A 15,471-nucleotide genomic window follows, 5' to 3' on the forward strand; every position below is an offset into this window, starting at 1 on the left:
TGAAAAAATGCCTAATAAAATCTAAATTTAGATATATGATTAGTATTACAGCAGCAATAAATAATCCTATCATCGCTGAAATTCCGATAACCTTATCTTTTTTTGTAATCGGATTTTTCTGTTTATATGTATTTTTCTTGTTTTTTCTTCTATTTCTTCTACTTTCACTCATCATCTTTCTCCTCTTTAAAATATTAAAGGCTGAGGAATCCGCTTTTACCAATTAACTCTAACCCTGATTATTTTAACGTATCTCTAACCTCACCACAGGTTAACATTGCTTCGCCATAATATGGGTTACGGACTTCTTCCTCTAAACTTATCCAGTATGCTCCCTTATTATTGTCTGCCATTGGACAAAACTGGATATAAACATTTTCATTGACCCCAAAGAGCTGTACACTACTTATCATATGCGCAGACAAATGCTTGAAATGCCCTCTTTGTTTTGAAATATCCGTATTACTTGAAATTGCGTTTGCCGAAGTATTTAATTCCTTTTGAATTGTCATCCAATGGTTATGTGCTTTTTCATCGGATAACAACTTCATATCTACATTTTTCAGGGATCGTATTATTTGTTTTCCCGCTTGCTGTGCATTTTTGGCATCATCATTAACCAGAGCATCTTTCAAAAGAATATAATCCTCAAACACCTGTTTTAACTGGCCTTGAAATTTGTTTGAAACAGCTATCCTTTCTTTCATTTCTGAATGGTCAGTATTCCCCTTACTATCTCCAGAATTGTTTCCTTGCATACCTAAATGCCCTTCGTGACCGGTCATTGTTTTGCCACCAGCTGTGTTCATCATAGATTTTTTGCCTTGTAATTGTGCAGCAGCATCTACTGTAAACGTGCCATTAGTTACCACTTCATCACCATTTTGAAGACCTTCAATTATGGTATAGGTGTCTCCATTGGCATTACCGAGTAAGACTTCTCTCATTTCAAAAATAGCTTCGTTAGGATTAGTTTTAACATAAACCACAGAACGTTCACCAGTCCACATCACAGCTGTAGCAGGAACTGTTATTTTACTTAAAGTGCTTTCTTGAGCACCTTCAATTTTACCCTCGACGAACATTCCTGGTTTGAACAAATCATTTTTATTATTTAGCACCGCTCTAACTACGACGGTTCGTGTAGAAGAATTTAATAAAGGGTCAATAAATGAAACTTTTGCATCAAATACTTCATTGCGATACGCATTGGTAGTCACTTTAATAGTTTGACCAACTTTCAAGGAAGCAATCTGATTCTCATAGGCATCAAATTCTGCCCAGACCGTATTGAGGTTGGCAATTTTATACAAGGGTTGTCCTTGTTTTACATAGTCACCTTCTTCTACCATTTTATGCGTTACTGTCCCAGAAACGGTTGCATAAACAGGGAAATTTTCTTGTACTTTTCCAGCGGTCTCTATAGCATTAATTTGCTTTTCAGAAAGTTTCCAAAGCTTTAGTTTATTCCTCACAGCTTTATAGAGTGCTGGCTGTGATTCCTTCAACGATGCAGCCGTGAGTAATTCTTGTTGGGCAGAAACTAATTCAGGTGAATAAATAGTTGCCAAACGCTGTCCGGCACCTACACGTTCTCCTGTAGTATTAACATAGAGGTTTTCAATTCTTCCACCAAAATAGGTGACCTGCACAGCGTTGGATTCTTCATTGGGCTTTATCTTTCCAGATAGTTTTAATGTGCCACTACCCATCTGACCTTGTCCTACGACCGATGTTTGTATGTTAGCCAGTGCCATTGCATTTTCGGTCATCTTAATCTCATCTGCAGACAGACCGTCTGCTCCAGCCTCAGCTGGAATGAGGTCCATTCCGCAGATTGGGCAATCGCCAGGTTCGGGTTGCATAATTTGTGGGTGCATTGAGCAAGTCCACATCTGCTCAGCACTTTCACCTGAATGATCGTGCGAATCTGACATATCGGACAAGTCCTTTATCGCCTGTTCATCATTTCCTGACCCTCCAAATATGAGCCATCCTCCCAATAGCCCTACTACTAAGGCAAGGCCAATAAATATTAAATTCTTTTTCATAATATTAGTTTTAAAAGAAATAGCGCAAGTACTATTCCTCTTTTTTGTTTTCCAATCTGTAAATAATCTTTTTCATTTGTGCAATCTCACGCAACTGTGCCTCGATTATTTCCTCGGCAAGTTTTTTGGCTTCTGGGTCTTTTATGTCGGCTCTTTTGCTTGTTAAGATTGCAATAGAGTGGTGTGGAATCATTGCTTTCATCCAGAGAACGTCACCTACAGTTGATTTTTGTTCGCGTACCAGACCCAATGCACTCACAAAAAGTATTAAACTCCCCAAATAAATAGCTATGTTCTTTTTCTTGTTCTTATACATATTTAGCATTAATGACAACATAATTACTGCCATTGCAGCTATACCGAGGCAAACCATATAAAATCTTGTAAGGCTAAACCAAACGTGGTCCCATTCGTAGGTATTTAGGTACATTGTGATGTACATTGCTATAAATGAAAGCCCAAGCATAGCCATAAACTTTCCGTAAGTATTTTTCTTCATTCCGTCTTGTGTGTTTTCTTTTGAATCCATTGTTTTTGGTTTTTAAGTTATTATCTATTTAAGCTTCTTCTTTAATTTTCTGATTGATGGGGAACTGATGTACCATAGTACAAAACCACTTAAGACTGTTATCAATCCCAAAAGTGAAAATGCCCTTAATAGCAACGTGTTGAAATTATCCCTTCCCTGATAATCCATTGTATGGGTCATCCAAAGAAAATCAAACCAGCGCCAGTCCCTATGTCTCACCGTTTGAAAAGCGCCATTCTCAACCGCCACATAGGCTTTTAAGTTTTGTGGTGTCTCATAAGAAATTTCATAGACTGGAAGTGGGCGACCGCGATATTCGTGATGTGCTCCTACAGAATGGACTAATTGAATTTTTGCTATTTCCAAATCGTTCAACATATACCTATTTGCAACTTGTTGAGCCTCTTCTTTAGTAATTCCATTTTTCCCTTGTCCTGTTCTGGCATTATAAAGCTGTGCTTCATTTATCCAATAGTAAGGTTCATTTGCTATTTCCAGTAATTCCAAAGATTGGACGGGTTCTTTAGTAGCGAGTTGGGATGTGCCGAGCAAATCATTAAATGAGGTCTGTACAGGTGCTTCTTTCTTAAATTGGTCACCGTGTATCTCGTCGATGTCCGTCCAGCTGAAATACATCCCACTAATCGTCCACATCAAGAACTGAATACCTAAAAAGATACCCAAGTAGCGGTGTGCTTTTCTAATCCATTTCGCTGTTTTTCTGTTGACCATATTACTTTATTTCGAAAGGAAACTCAATCGTTACTTTTTCCTAACTCATTGAGATTGTTCCTGAAGTCTCTGTTGTTTTGTTTATTTTGTACTCTAAATGTTCCTTGATTTCTTCGGAAATTTTAGGCGTTGCTTTAATTCGTAATACATCATCGCTCGCATCATAGTCATCCTTTCCGTGTTGGTTCCAATTTCTGTTGAAAATGACAGTCCATTCTTCCTGATTTGGAATAACAAAAAATCCATATTTTCCGGCTTTCAATACCTTGCCATCAATTTCTAAATCCTTATCTGTTTCCAACCAAGTGGCCATATGGGCACCAGCCTGCCAGACTTGGTCATACGCCAACAGTCCACCAAAAATTATTCTATTCCTTACGCCTGGGGAAGAGTAATCTATATGGATATGAGCATCGCCAACCATTGCCATTGTTTCGGTATGCGGACTTAATGGTTTTTTCTTGTCGGGTTCAGCGGTTTGAGAAACTGTTTCTATTTCTTCCTTCACAACTTCTTTGGTCTCTTTACTTTCTTGTTTGCAAGAGACTATTAGAGAAATGATTAATACTACAGAAAAATAGATGTGTTTTTTCATTATATTTTACTTTGTATTTCTTGATGAAGAGTGCGTTTTAATTATTTTCCATTTCCCATCTATCTTCTTAAGGACAGAAGTTGCCACCCCTTTTTTCTTTATCGTTCTACTATTGCCTTCATCATCTGGGTTGAGAACGATAGTGTAGATATAGGTTTCGGTAGTAAAGGCGTAGGGCAAATCTACTTCTGCATCAATTTCATAATCTGAAAATTCAAACTTCTTGAAATGACCTAATTCTGGCCCTAAGTGATGTTCTATATAGTGTGCGTATGAGCCTTCAACACCGCCAGATTCAAAAACTTCTGAGTCTTTTGTAAACAACTCAAAGGTGCCTTCAGTCGTCAGGTTTTGCAGCGCATCCTTATAGGTTTTCATTACTTTTAGAACAGCTTCTTTCTCGGTGCCTAAATCTACATTTTGGCTAAACATTTGGCCTGTGGCAAACGTAAGTAGCATTAGGATTGTTGTTAATTTTAGAGTTTTCATAATTTTAGTTATTAAGGGTTATTTATTTACTCGAATTCTATTCACATTTGCGATACCAAATACAAGGACAAAAAATCTGAGGGCCACCTCAAGTGCCACCAAGGTTTTAGTTGTAACCGTTATCGGGATTATATCGCCGTAGCCTACAGATGAAAATGTAATTAGACTGAAATAGGACATATCGAAAAATACCAACAGCCCGTTATTTCCCGAACTATTATTTATCTTGAAATGAGTAGAATCAAAAAAATGTAATGCTGTATAGTCTATAGCGAATGAAAGTACAATCAGGACAATTAAAAATCCGAATAACACTAAAACGTGGCTCAGCAAATGGCTCTGTCCGATAATTTTCATTAATTGATTAAAGGATAAGGCTATGATAAATCCTATCTTTATTAGCGTAAGGGCCAATAGTATAACCACAGCACAGATAGCATTAATATTAGGCAAGACATACAGCCCGATAGCTGTAGCAATAAGCACTACCAATAGTACGTACTTTGAACTATTGAAAAGTTGCCCATAAAAGGCAGCCGTGGTTTCTATATCCTTTTCTTCACTCATTCTTTTGAGGGTTTTATAAAAATTTCTTGATATGTCTTTGTTTCGGTTTCGTTTATACGTCTAACAATGTATTTTCTATGTACGCCCGTTCTATTTTCAAGTCCCATTGAACCCAGTAACTCTTTAAAGGCTTGCATTGTGTTTTTATGGTAATTGGCTACTTTGTTCTTCTTGTCTTCCACAACTAATGACGCTACCCTCGACGGTACCATTGTGGTTATGCCGGTAGGACAAGTATCTAAATTGCATTTTAAGGACTGCACACACCCCAAGGCAAACATCATTCCTCTGGCACTATAACAGGTATCGGCGCCGAGTGCCAACATTCTATAGATATCAAAAGCCGAAATGATTTTACCAGCTGCCATTAATTTTATCTCATCTCGCAAGTCATAATTTTTAAGAATCCGGTTTGCGAAATGAATAGCTTCAACGATCGGCAGCCCTGCCCAATGAAGTGATTCCATATGGGCAGCGCCCGTACCTCCTTCGGCACCGTCAATGGCAATGAAGTCTGGATAATTTTGCTTTTCAGCGAAAGATTGAACCATTCTTTCAAATTCATCTTTTTGCCCAATACATAGTTTAATACCAATTGGTTTGCCATTGGAAAGTTTTCTCAATTTTTCAACAAACGAAATCATTTCTTCATCGTTTCCAAATGCTGAATGGTGCGGTGGCGAAAGAATTTCGGTTCCCTTTTCAACATCCCTGAATTTTGCGATTTCCTTTGTGTTTTTCTTTGCAGGTAGTATGGCACCAAACCCAGGTTTGGCTCCTTGTGAAATTTTTATTTCAATCATTTTCACTACATCGTTGGTTGCGATGTCGGCGAATTTTTTGGCGTCAAAATTTCCTTCTGCATCACGACATCCAAAGTATCCAGTTCCAAACTGAAAGATAATATCTGCACCGTATTGTTGATGATAGGGTGTAAAGCCACCTTCACCCGTATTCTGGGCAAAACCAGCTATTTTAGCACCGCCATTAAGGGCTAAGGTCGCATTTTTGCTTATTGAGCCATAGCTCATTCCCGCAAGATTTAGAATACTTGCAGAATAGGGTTTGTCGCACTTGGAACTTCCAAATGTTACTCTAAAATCATCGTTGACTTCTTTTGCCGGATAGGTGGAATGTGTAAACCATTCACGACCAACTTCATCGTACGGTATTTGTGTGCCAAAAGGTTGACTTTTATTGGCATCTGCGGCACGCTTATAGACGATTTCCTTTTGTATCCAAGTAAAGGGTTGTCCTTCCGTACGGTTGAGCAATAATGTTTCCTGAATAACGTGGCGCTGCTCCTCAAGAAAATTTGTGATTCTACCAAGCAAGGGATAGGTTCGCCTAATATTATTGGATTTTTGATAATAATCCAAAAGTCCTAAAATTAGGAAAGGAAGTATTACTAAGGCGAGCCACCATAGCAATGGATACAAGACGATTATGGCAACTAATGCCACAACCAAGATGATGTTCGTTATGATAAATCCTTTTCTCATTGCTCTTGTTTATAGTTCTTGTTTAATGTGAATGTCCACCATTTTCCTCGTGGCCTTCTTCGCTTTCGGTTCCGATATAATTTCCTTGTGGGCCAACTCCCTCTATATACACCAGCTGCGAACCATAATGTCCTGCTTCGGAAACGGAATAGGCCGAAAAAGCCATTACTACAAAAACTGCTATTTCGAAACCGCGCTTTAGTTTGACCCAAAACAGACTTGCTATTTTCAGAATAGCGGCAAGGGCACTGGACCATAGTGTCCAATTGGCATATTTATCGTGTTGTTCCAGTACGCTTTTTGCCATTTCGGTAAGGCCTTCTGTGTGCGGGTGTACAAATGTTCCAGCAACGTATGCCCCGATAAACCCAGACCCTACCATTAAAAGAATGACCCAATCCATTGTCCGGTTCAAAATAAACAGCTGTATCAACTGCAAGACCACCGCTAACAACAATAAAACTATGGGAAAATGTACGACCATAGGATGCAAATTGGGGAATGCATCAAAGTCTGCTTTTACAGAATCTGATTGTGCGGGCGATGTTATGCTGACCGATAATTCAGTTTCATCAAGGCTATTTCGTTTTTCATTTAAGGCAAGGGCTTTGGTCAAACTACCTAAGAAGGCAATGACCAAAATGATTGAAAAAAAATGTTTTGTTTTCATATTTTACGGTTTTAATTAGTCCCCTATGAGTTGTAGTGCTAAAGCCCAAAAAACTATGAGGGCTATAATAGCATACATTATATAATTGAACCACTTCTTTAGCGGGTTTTTATTTTGCACTTTGCTATTACCTGAATTGCAACATTATTTCATTGTTATATCTTCCTTTTTTATATGCAAAATCCTTTAAATAATACTTGAAAATGAGAGGCAACCTTTATTAACCAATAAACCAACCAAAATGTTTACCCCTCAAAATCAAGTACTCTTCACTAAACTTCTCTTTTTCAAAATTTTTCTATTTTGCCTGAAACAGGTATAGCATTACAATCAATTCTAACGATTTGACATCTCTTCCTTTTTTTCAGGCCGCTATCAACCAAATCAACTTCCTTTTTCCTAAAATCTATTGTGCCTAATTAAGAGAAAGGGCTTCACTAACCAACCAAAAGTATGTGCCCTCTCTCTTATTAGGACTTAAATTTTTGCCTGACCTGGGAAGGAACTAACACTAACCATCATCTATTTTTCCTTCCCACGACAGGACTTAATGACTACCCAAGATATCCCAGACATCTTATTTACTTCTGTTAACTAATAAACCAGAGCAAAAAAAGATGCTTAGGGAAGGGATTACCTATTGAATAGTCTTTTGAACTTTCCCGCACTTCAGCATTTTACTTCCGTAATATGGGTTTTTCACTTCGTTACTTGAGCTTAACCAAGCACTCCCTTTATCATACATTGGGCAATACTGCTCGTACAGCGTGTTTTTTGTACCTGTTATCGCCACCATATCTGTAATATCTTTACTCAAGGTTTTAAAATGTTCCCGTTGATGGTCTATGGCACTTTCAGAAATATGTTCTGCGTGCTCTGTGGCATCTTCTATGATATCGGCCAGTTCTTCCTGTTCTTCTTTGGAATAACTTTTCGTGTCAAATGCCTTAAGTGAGGCTACCAATTTAGTGCCTGACTGTGCCGCTTTTTTAGTATCATCTCCTACCAAAGCATCTTTTAAATTAAAGTAGTCACTTAATACGGCTTCTGCTTTTATATCGCTTTTGTCGTCCATCATTTTACTATGGTCCATTTTCATATCACCGTGATCGTGGTTCATTTTTTCTTTTTCCTGTGCATTGGTAAAAGAAACTGCTAACAATAGCATTGCTGCTATACTCATTTTTAGATTTTTCATTTTTATTATTTTTAAATTATTGTTTATAAACTATCTTTTAATTGTGTGATAAAACTGATTAATTCTTCTGTCTCCGCTTCAGAAAACTTAGCATCTTTATGTATAAAAGTGTAAGAATCCAAAGGCATTTCGCCATTTTCAATCTGCTTGATAATAGACCTTAACTTACTTGCTTTTCTGCGGCTGGATAATGAATCCCATTCGTTAAAATTAAGTTCGGCCTTGCCTTCTTTAATGTGGTCTTCCAAAAACCAAGCAACAGGTTGAATCTTATTATACCAAGGGTATTGAGTATTATTACTGTGGCAATCATAGCAGGATACCTGTAACTTTTTTTGAATAGTCTCTGGTACATTATTGACCAGCATAAAATCAGTTGACGGTACAGTATCACTTTGATTGCGTGTAGTGGGAATAAATTGAATTCCCACGAACGCTACCAGTAGTACTATTGCTATAATCTTTACAATTTTCATTTAGTTAATCTCTTTTTGCACCTTACCACAATTCAACATTTGACTTCCGTAATAAGGATTCTTAACGTCTTTGCTCATACTTAACCAAGCACTACCGCCATCGTACATTGGACAAAACTGTTGGTAAAGCGTGTTTTCTGTTCCTGTAATAGCAACCATATCGGTTACATCTTTGCTCAATATTTTAAAGTGCTCTCGCTGGTGTGCTATATCACTTTCTGAAATGTGTTCTGCGTGTTCAACTGCATCTTCAACAATATCCTTTAATTCTGATTGCTGGGTATCGGTATATTGTGAAGCGTCAAAATCTCCTAAGGATGTTGCGAGGGTTGCCCCAAGTTCTTTGGCTTTACCATTATCATCTCCCACCAAGGCATTCTTTAAATTGAAATAGTCATTTAGTACTGCTTGCCCATTCCCATCTCCGTTCATAGCCATCTCCATATTTTGACCATCGTGATGACCATCACTATTATCGTGATTTGGATTTTCCTTATGCATTTCATTGCTCATTGGTGCTGCCGGTTCATTTTTACTTCCGTCTTTACAAGCAGTAACACTAACTAAAGCTATAGCGATTATGGGTATAATTAATTTTTGTTTAATCGTTTTCATCTTTGTTTATTTAAGGGTTATTTATTAATAGTTTTCTTTACCGACCCACATTTCAACATTTTATCTCCGAAATAGGGATTGGTTATTTCTTTAACATCGGCATACCAATAGGCACCCTCATTGTTAAATGCCATTGGGCAGAATTTTTTGTATATGGTTCCTTCAGATAATGCGTCTTCAAACATCGGCCCGGCCTTTTCGGTAAATTTGGCGAACAGTTTTCGTAGCGTTTCTATATCATCAGAATCTGCCATCTCTTGAGCGAGATTTTTCATCTCCATCCTTTCTTCTTCAAAAGACGCGGCCATATCCTTACTTATGGATTTTGCTTTTGCTGCATCACCTCTCACAAGCGCCATCTTAATTTCAAGGTAATTGTGCCATACTTTTCCCGTCATTCCGTCAATAAAACCTTGGTCTGCGATATCTGCGGTTTTTTTCTTGGCCGCCTTCACCTCTTCTGGGGTGTTAATTTCTACGGTTTGTTTTTCCTTGCAGCTTACAATTGCAATGAGTGCAAGGGTTAGAATTGAAGTTTTTAATAGTGTTTTCATTGTTTTTGAATTAAATTATTAATCTATAGTTTAAAATGTTTTGGACCTAAATGGTCTAAGATTTCTTTTAAATCTTGTCCTACGCTTTTTGCTATTTCTTCTATTTCGGATTTGTCAGAGATGCCCCAAGTTGTCTCAACGTCTTCGATGGAAACCTCGATTAAAGAAGCATCTTCGATTGCTTTGATGCTAATTTTACAAGGCACGAGTGAGGTCATTTGGATATCGTTGGACAGTAAGTTGGCAGCCGTTTCTTTATGACAAACCATCATAATTATTAGGTGAGACATATCGATGTTATAGTCCTTCAGGTAGTCCTTAACATCCATTTCTCCGATGATGTCAAATCCTTTGTCCTTTAAAACATCTCTTAACTGTGTTAGTGCCTCATCAAAAGTTATGGAACCGTAGCGTCTAACAATACTGTAAGATGTGTTTCGGCTCTCTGTATAATTTTGACTTTGTAATCGTTGTTTTTTGTCCGCACTATTTTCCATACTATTTCTATTTTAATCGACTAATTACTTTTTTGAGCCTCTCTGTAATTTCATTGGCAACATCATTTAATTTTTTGTTCTCAACTGCTTGCATCGATGCTAGCGGATTAATTGCCGCTACCTCTACTGTAGTTTCATTTTTTTGTTGAACTATAACATTGCAAGGCAACATCGTACCTATTTTATCTTCTGCTTCTAGAGCCTTATTAGCAAATGGTGGATTGCAAGCACCTAAGATTTGATATCTTCTGAAATCAACATCAAGTTTCTTCTTTAGCGTTTCATTTACATTGATTTCTGTTAGTATTCCGAAACCTTCTTTTTTCAGTTCCTCAGTAACCTTTTCGATTACTTTGTCAAAGTCTTCGTTCAGGGTTTTATTGAAATAATAGTTCATCTTCTTAGTTTTTAGAGTTAATCGTTCGTTTTTGTTCTTCGTATTCCTCTTTTGATATTTCGCCCTTTGCAAAACGGTTGTCTAGTATATCCATAGAATTTTCCTTACTTCCAGGGTTTCGCAAACTTCCTCCTCTAAAAAGGAATATGGCCAAAATCAAAATAATCGGTATTAGTATCCACCACCACATCATCATAACTATATCTTTTAAATTGTTAAATAAACTGTTCTCATTGCCAATAGATTTCGGAAATTTACTGCCCTTTATTCTTCATCTTTTCTTTCATTTTCTGCATCATTTCTGGATTTTTTTTCATCATCTTCTGCATCATTTCTTTCATCATTTCAGGGTTCTCATCCATCATTTGCGACATCCTTTTTTTCATCGCTTTTTTCATTTCATCATTACCGTGGATTTTTTCCATAAGCATTTTTCTCCCTTCATCGCTCTGCATCATTTTGTTAAGCATCTTCTCTTGCATCTTCACCTTCATTTCTGGGTTTTCATCCATCATCTTTTGCATATGCGATTGCATTTTTTCTTTCATCTCGGGGTTTTTCTGCATCATCACTTTCATATTGCCAGATTCCATTTGTTCCATATGGGATTTCATCAATATCATTTTGGCTTCTTCATTTTTTCGAGCCTCACTTATGAATGCAGCAAACTGAACAGGGTTTGAAATGATTTCTTCATAAACAGCATTTCTATTTTCTTCAACCTGCATAGTTTCACTTGCACTGAAAGTTGATTTGCAACCAACGAATGTTCCTATTATTCCTATTACCATTAAAAGTTTTACTGTTGTTTTCATTTTATTATTTTTTAAAATTTATAAATCGTCTATCTATTTTTCTTTTTCTTCACTTTTATTTTTTAGAAACCATTTTTCGCCTAAAAAAATCAATACCATCAGTATTGCAGCTACAATTACGACCAGTAGGTCGCTAGAAGCCTTTATCCATAAGAACGCGGCCAAAACAATACAATCCAATAATATAGCAGTATATAGAATAGAGGCACGGGCGTTTATCTCTTTTCTCATATTTTTAAGTACGCCCCAATGAATTCCTATATCCATAATTAGATAGAAAATAGCACCTAGTGAGGCAATTCTTGTAAGGTCAAAAAGAATGGTCATTGTAAGTGCCAAAACCACGGTGTAAATGAGCATATGTTTTTGCAACTTACCAGGTAACCCAAAATGTTTATGGGGAATTAGATTCATCTGAGTTAACATTGTAGTCATCCTTGACACTGCAAAAATGCTTGCTACCACACCTGAGATAGTAGCTATGATTGCGATACCCACCGTGAACCACAATCCGTACTTTCCGAAAGCAGGCCTTGATGCCTCGGCCAATGAATAGTCCTTAGCTTTGATTATTTCTTCAATAGTAAGGTTAGAAGAAACAGCAAATGCAACAAGTAGATATACCACGGTACAGATAACCAGTGATATTATAATTGCACGCCCTACATTTTTATTGGGGTTGGTGATTTCCTCACCACTATTCGTAATCGTGGTAAAGCCCTTATAAGCTAAGATTGAAAGGGCCAAGGCTCCTAAATAATTGGTAATAGGGTATTCTGTCAAACTTTCTGAAGGGACAACTTCAGAAAATGAAAATCCTGCCGCCCATAATCCACCAATGGCAAAAATTGCAATACCTCCAATTTTTAAAATAGCCATTGCAAAGGAAGATTTGCCAATGATATTGTTTCCAGAAATATTGATTAAAAACGCAACGATTAACAGCACTACCCCAAGGATAGGCACCCAAACACTATTGTCATTTATATCGAATAATTGAAGCGTGTACGAACCAAAAGTACGTGCTACCAAACTTTCATTAATGACCATTGAAAGTGCCATTAGTAACGCTCCAGAAGCTGTTACCGCACCCTTACCATATATCTTTTTTAGATAGGTAGCAATACCGCCAGCAGATGGATATGCATTGGAAAGTTTCACATACGTATATGCACTAAATCCTGAAATGATAGCGCCTACAAGAAATGCATACGGAAACCATTGCCCTGATAACTCAGCTACCTGTCCTAATAATGCAAATATTCCTGCACCTATCATTACACCAGTACCAAGCGATACCGCTCCGGTTAAACTCAAACTATTTTTCTTGTATTCTGCCATTTCTTAAAATCTTAGCGATAATCCTCCACCTGCTCCAAATCGGTTGTCATAGCTCCCCATCAAAGAGAAATCACGACTCAAAACGAACTCTAAACCTACTTGCCAAGTAGTTTCTTCTTTAAAATCAGTTCCTTCCTCAAAATCTGTAACCCAACCAAAGTCCATTTGGTATTCGTACTCACCGTACAGTGCTACATTTCTAAATATCATTGTTGCTGTGGCGAAAGAGATTGTTGGTCTTAGTTTATTATCGATTCTCAAATCGGAATCTATAAGCAATGGTAGTAGATACCTCACACCAACTACACCCGTAGTGGAAATCTCATCAAGACTATCTTCGCCCTCATTTTCAACATTTACACCACCAAACACCCTGAAGTAACTATTGAGCCAACGCTCGTATGTAAACTCTGCTTCTAAATTTTCATTCCAACCATATTCTCCTCTTACTATGAACTGGTTACGTATATTGGTTGCTGTATAGAACAATTCTGTCATATGGCTTGCTGCTGTCACCTCGCCCCAAGTCCACATATGGTCTGCTTCTGTGGTCAAATTAGTAAGTGGATAGCCTTTTAATCTTTCATCCCGTGGTGTATCATAGCTGAAGACCCTTGCCATCCCACTATTTATATGGTAAAGTACGTGGCAATGGAAAAACCAATCGCCATACTCAACGGCATCAAATTCGATAACCACTTTCTGCATAGGTGCAACGTTTACAGTATGCTTTAACGGACTACGCTCGCCATTTTCATTAAGCACCCTAAAAAAGTGACCGTGTAGGTGCATAGGGTGGTGCATCATCGTCATATTGTTCAGGGTTATACGAACCACTTCGCCTTGGTTGATTTTAATTTTATCGGTTTCAGAAAGCGGAACACCGTTGATAGACCATACGTAGCGATTCATATTTCCCGTTAGGTTGAAAAGCATTTCACGCACAGGTTTTCCATCTTCAAACTCAGTGTTTCCCGGTGCTTTTAAATAGTTATAGTTAAATTCTGGATTTCCTCCTGTTTTCATATTGTCGCCAATAACCTTGTCTTGCGGCACGATATAGCCCATTTTCATTCCGCCGTTCATTTGCCCTTTGTCACTTTCCATTTTCATATCTTCGTGAGCCATTTCGTCGTGCTTCATTTTCGTGGAATCTTTGTCTTTCTGCATCCCATCCATCTTCATATTATCGTCTTTCATATTCATTCCGTCCATTTGCATTCCATCCATCTTCATCGCATATTTTTTCATCTTTTCAATGGAATCGTTCTTTGAAGGATTGAACTTTGCTGCAGGTGCGCCCATTTTCATATCCATTGACATCATTTCTTGCATTTGCTTTATCAAGTCTGGTTTTGGAACTTTAGGCGCATTCAAAATTTTGCCGGTTCCTAAATAAGCTGATGCCTGACCAGAACCATCTTGTGAGGTAGCAAGTATTTCCAATTTTCCGCTTTCTGGGATGGTTACAATAAAGTCATAGGTTTCTGCAACACCGATTAAGGTTTTATTTTTCTCTACAGGCACAACATCCAGTCCATCCGCAGAAACCAGCATTGGGTCTTCACCTCCAAATGTGAGCCAGAAATAAGAGGCGGCTGCGGCATTTACAAAACGTACACGAACCTTTTCGCCAGGACTTAAATCGGGATAATTCTGTTCTGCCCCTCCATTAATAAAAAACTTGTCGTAATAATTATCTAAAATTGCCATATCGGGCATACGTTGCCACATCATTTTTAGCTTTGCGCCAGTAGCTCCCTTGGCAATAACTTTGTCCCAACTTTGTACTTGGTTTTTCTTGATGAGATACCACTCGTTGCCACGTTTTAAATTTCTAAGCTGTGTCTTGGGATTTTCATCCATCCAGTCTGATAGGACGAGCACTAAATCCTTATCATATTCTATGTTGGTTTCTTTAGGATTGATTTGAATTGAGCCATAAACACCTCTTTGCTCTTGTAGACCTGTATGTGAATGATACCAGTACGTACCGGATTGTTTTAATGCAAATTTGTATTGTTGGGTTTCACCCGGTTTAATGGGTGGCGTAGTGAGATAAGGAACCCCATCGTAAAAGTTTGGAAGAATTAAACCGTGCCAATGTACAGATGTTTCCTCGTCCATTTTATTGGTTACGTTAATAATGGCAAATTCACCTTCATTAAACTCCAGGTTAGGTCCTGGAATACCGCCATTTATGGTCATAGCCTTGACATCTTTGCCAGTAAAATTTACAGTCTCGTAGTCAATGGTAAGGTCATAGACTCGTTCTGGCCAATTATCTATATTTTTTTCACTCTTGTTAGCTACATATTGTGCTATACTCTTTGTTGAAATGAGAAGTACAAGTAACATTGTCATTTTTCTAAGCATTGTTCTCTGTATTTATTTTATATTACTTTAAGGCATTGCGATTAAATAGCTTATCCTTTTTAATTTT

At 37.7% G+C, this 15,471-nt stretch carries 18 protein-coding genes; all 18 read right to left on the reverse strand.

Annotation, left to right across the window (positions count from 1 at the left end; translation table 11 throughout):
• Window positions 1–239 precede the first annotated feature (239 nt).
• Window positions 240–2,051: an efflux RND transporter periplasmic adaptor subunit gene (locus MKO06_RS09740; protein WP_241551984.1), complete on the reverse strand. Its 1,812-nt coding sequence runs from the start codon at window positions 2,049–2,051 to the stop codon at window positions 240–242.
• 31 nt (window positions 2,052–2,082) lie between these two features.
• Window positions 2,083–2,580 carry a DUF305 domain-containing protein gene (locus MKO06_RS09745; RefSeq protein ID WP_241551985.1) on the reverse strand — a complete coding sequence of 166 codons (498 nt, stop codon included), beginning with the start codon at window positions 2,578–2,580 and terminating at the stop codon, window positions 2,083–2,085.
• 24 nt (window positions 2,581–2,604) lie between these two features.
• Window positions 2,605–3,312: a PepSY domain-containing protein gene (locus MKO06_RS09750; protein ID WP_241551986.1), complete on the reverse strand. Its 708-nt coding sequence runs from the start codon at window positions 3,310–3,312 to the stop codon at window positions 2,605–2,607.
• Between the two features lie 40 nt (window positions 3,313–3,352).
• Window positions 3,353–3,907, reverse strand: coding sequence for a DUF2911 domain-containing protein (locus tag MKO06_RS09755; RefSeq protein ID WP_241551987.1), 555 nt, complete (start codon window positions 3,905–3,907; stop codon window positions 3,353–3,355).
• A 6-nt stretch (window positions 3,908–3,913) separates the two neighbouring features.
• The gene (locus MKO06_RS09760; RefSeq protein WP_241551988.1) at window positions 3,914–4,396 is read right to left on the reverse strand and encodes a nuclear transport factor 2 family protein; all 483 of its coding nucleotides are present in this window, start codon (window positions 4,394–4,396) and stop codon (window positions 3,914–3,916) included.
• 18 nt (window positions 4,397–4,414) lie between these two features.
• Entirely contained in the window at window positions 4,415–4,963 is a 549-nt protein-coding gene (locus tag MKO06_RS09765; protein ID WP_241551989.1) for an ion channel, read from the reverse strand.
• Window positions 4,960–6,465 (reverse strand): FMN-binding glutamate synthase family protein, encoded by a 1,506-nt coding sequence (locus MKO06_RS09770; protein WP_241551990.1) that lies wholly within the window; start codon window positions 6,463–6,465, stop codon window positions 4,960–4,962. Before MKO06_RS09770 ends, MKO06_RS09765 begins: the two co-directional genes overlap by 4 nt.
• 22 nt (window positions 6,466–6,487) lie before the next feature.
• A complete protein-coding gene (locus MKO06_RS09775; RefSeq protein ID WP_241551991.1) occupies window positions 6,488–7,135 on the reverse strand; it encodes a DUF2231 domain-containing protein in 648 nt (215 codons plus the stop codon).
• 637 nt (window positions 7,136–7,772) lie between these two features.
• The gene (locus tag MKO06_RS09780; protein WP_241551992.1) at window positions 7,773–8,333 is read right to left on the reverse strand and encodes a DUF3347 domain-containing protein; all 561 of its coding nucleotides are present in this window, start codon (window positions 8,331–8,333) and stop codon (window positions 7,773–7,775) included.
• Window positions 8,334–8,356: 23 nt separating this feature from the next.
• On the reverse strand, window positions 8,357–8,809 hold the full coding sequence (locus tag MKO06_RS09785) for a heme-binding domain-containing protein (protein ID WP_241551993.1): 453 nt from the start codon (window positions 8,807–8,809) through the stop codon (window positions 8,357–8,359).
• A complete protein-coding gene (locus MKO06_RS09790; protein ID WP_241551994.1) occupies window positions 8,810–9,424 on the reverse strand; it encodes a DUF3347 domain-containing protein in 615 nt (204 codons plus the stop codon).
• Window positions 9,425–9,441: 17 nt separating this feature from the next.
• Entirely contained in the window at window positions 9,442–9,978 is a 537-nt protein-coding gene (locus MKO06_RS09795) for a DUF3347 domain-containing protein (protein ID WP_241551995.1), read from the reverse strand.
• 23 nt (window positions 9,979–10,001) lie between these two features.
• Window positions 10,002–10,475: a DUF302 domain-containing protein gene (locus MKO06_RS09800; protein ID WP_241551996.1), complete on the reverse strand. Its 474-nt coding sequence runs from the start codon at window positions 10,473–10,475 to the stop codon at window positions 10,002–10,004.
• A 7-nt stretch (window positions 10,476–10,482) separates the two neighbouring features.
• Window positions 10,483–10,872, reverse strand: coding sequence for a DUF302 domain-containing protein (locus tag MKO06_RS09805; RefSeq protein WP_241551997.1), 390 nt, complete (start codon window positions 10,870–10,872; stop codon window positions 10,483–10,485).
• 4 nt (window positions 10,873–10,876) lie between these two features.
• Window positions 10,877–11,068, reverse strand: coding sequence for an SHOCT domain-containing protein (locus MKO06_RS17165; protein WP_425248411.1), 192 nt, complete (start codon window positions 11,066–11,068; stop codon window positions 10,877–10,879).
• Between the two features lie 58 nt (window positions 11,069–11,126).
• Window positions 11,127–11,687 carry a hypothetical protein gene (locus MKO06_RS09810; protein ID WP_241551998.1) on the reverse strand — a complete coding sequence of 187 codons (561 nt, stop codon included), beginning with the start codon at window positions 11,685–11,687 and terminating at the stop codon, window positions 11,127–11,129.
• 33 nt (window positions 11,688–11,720) lie between these two features.
• Window positions 11,721–13,028 carry an APC family permease gene (locus MKO06_RS09815; protein ID WP_241551999.1) on the reverse strand — a complete coding sequence of 436 codons (1,308 nt, stop codon included), beginning with the start codon at window positions 13,026–13,028 and terminating at the stop codon, window positions 11,721–11,723.
• Between the two features lie 3 nt (window positions 13,029–13,031).
• A complete protein-coding gene (locus MKO06_RS09820; RefSeq protein ID WP_241552000.1) occupies window positions 13,032–15,404 on the reverse strand; it encodes a multicopper oxidase domain-containing protein in 2,373 nt (790 codons plus the stop codon).
• Window positions 15,405–15,471 lie beyond the last annotated feature (67 nt).

It is taken from the genome of Christiangramia oceanisediminis (assembly GCF_022570735.2).
Taxonomy (GTDB): Bacteria; Bacteroidota; Bacteroidia; order Flavobacteriales; family Flavobacteriaceae; genus Christiangramia; species Christiangramia oceanisediminis.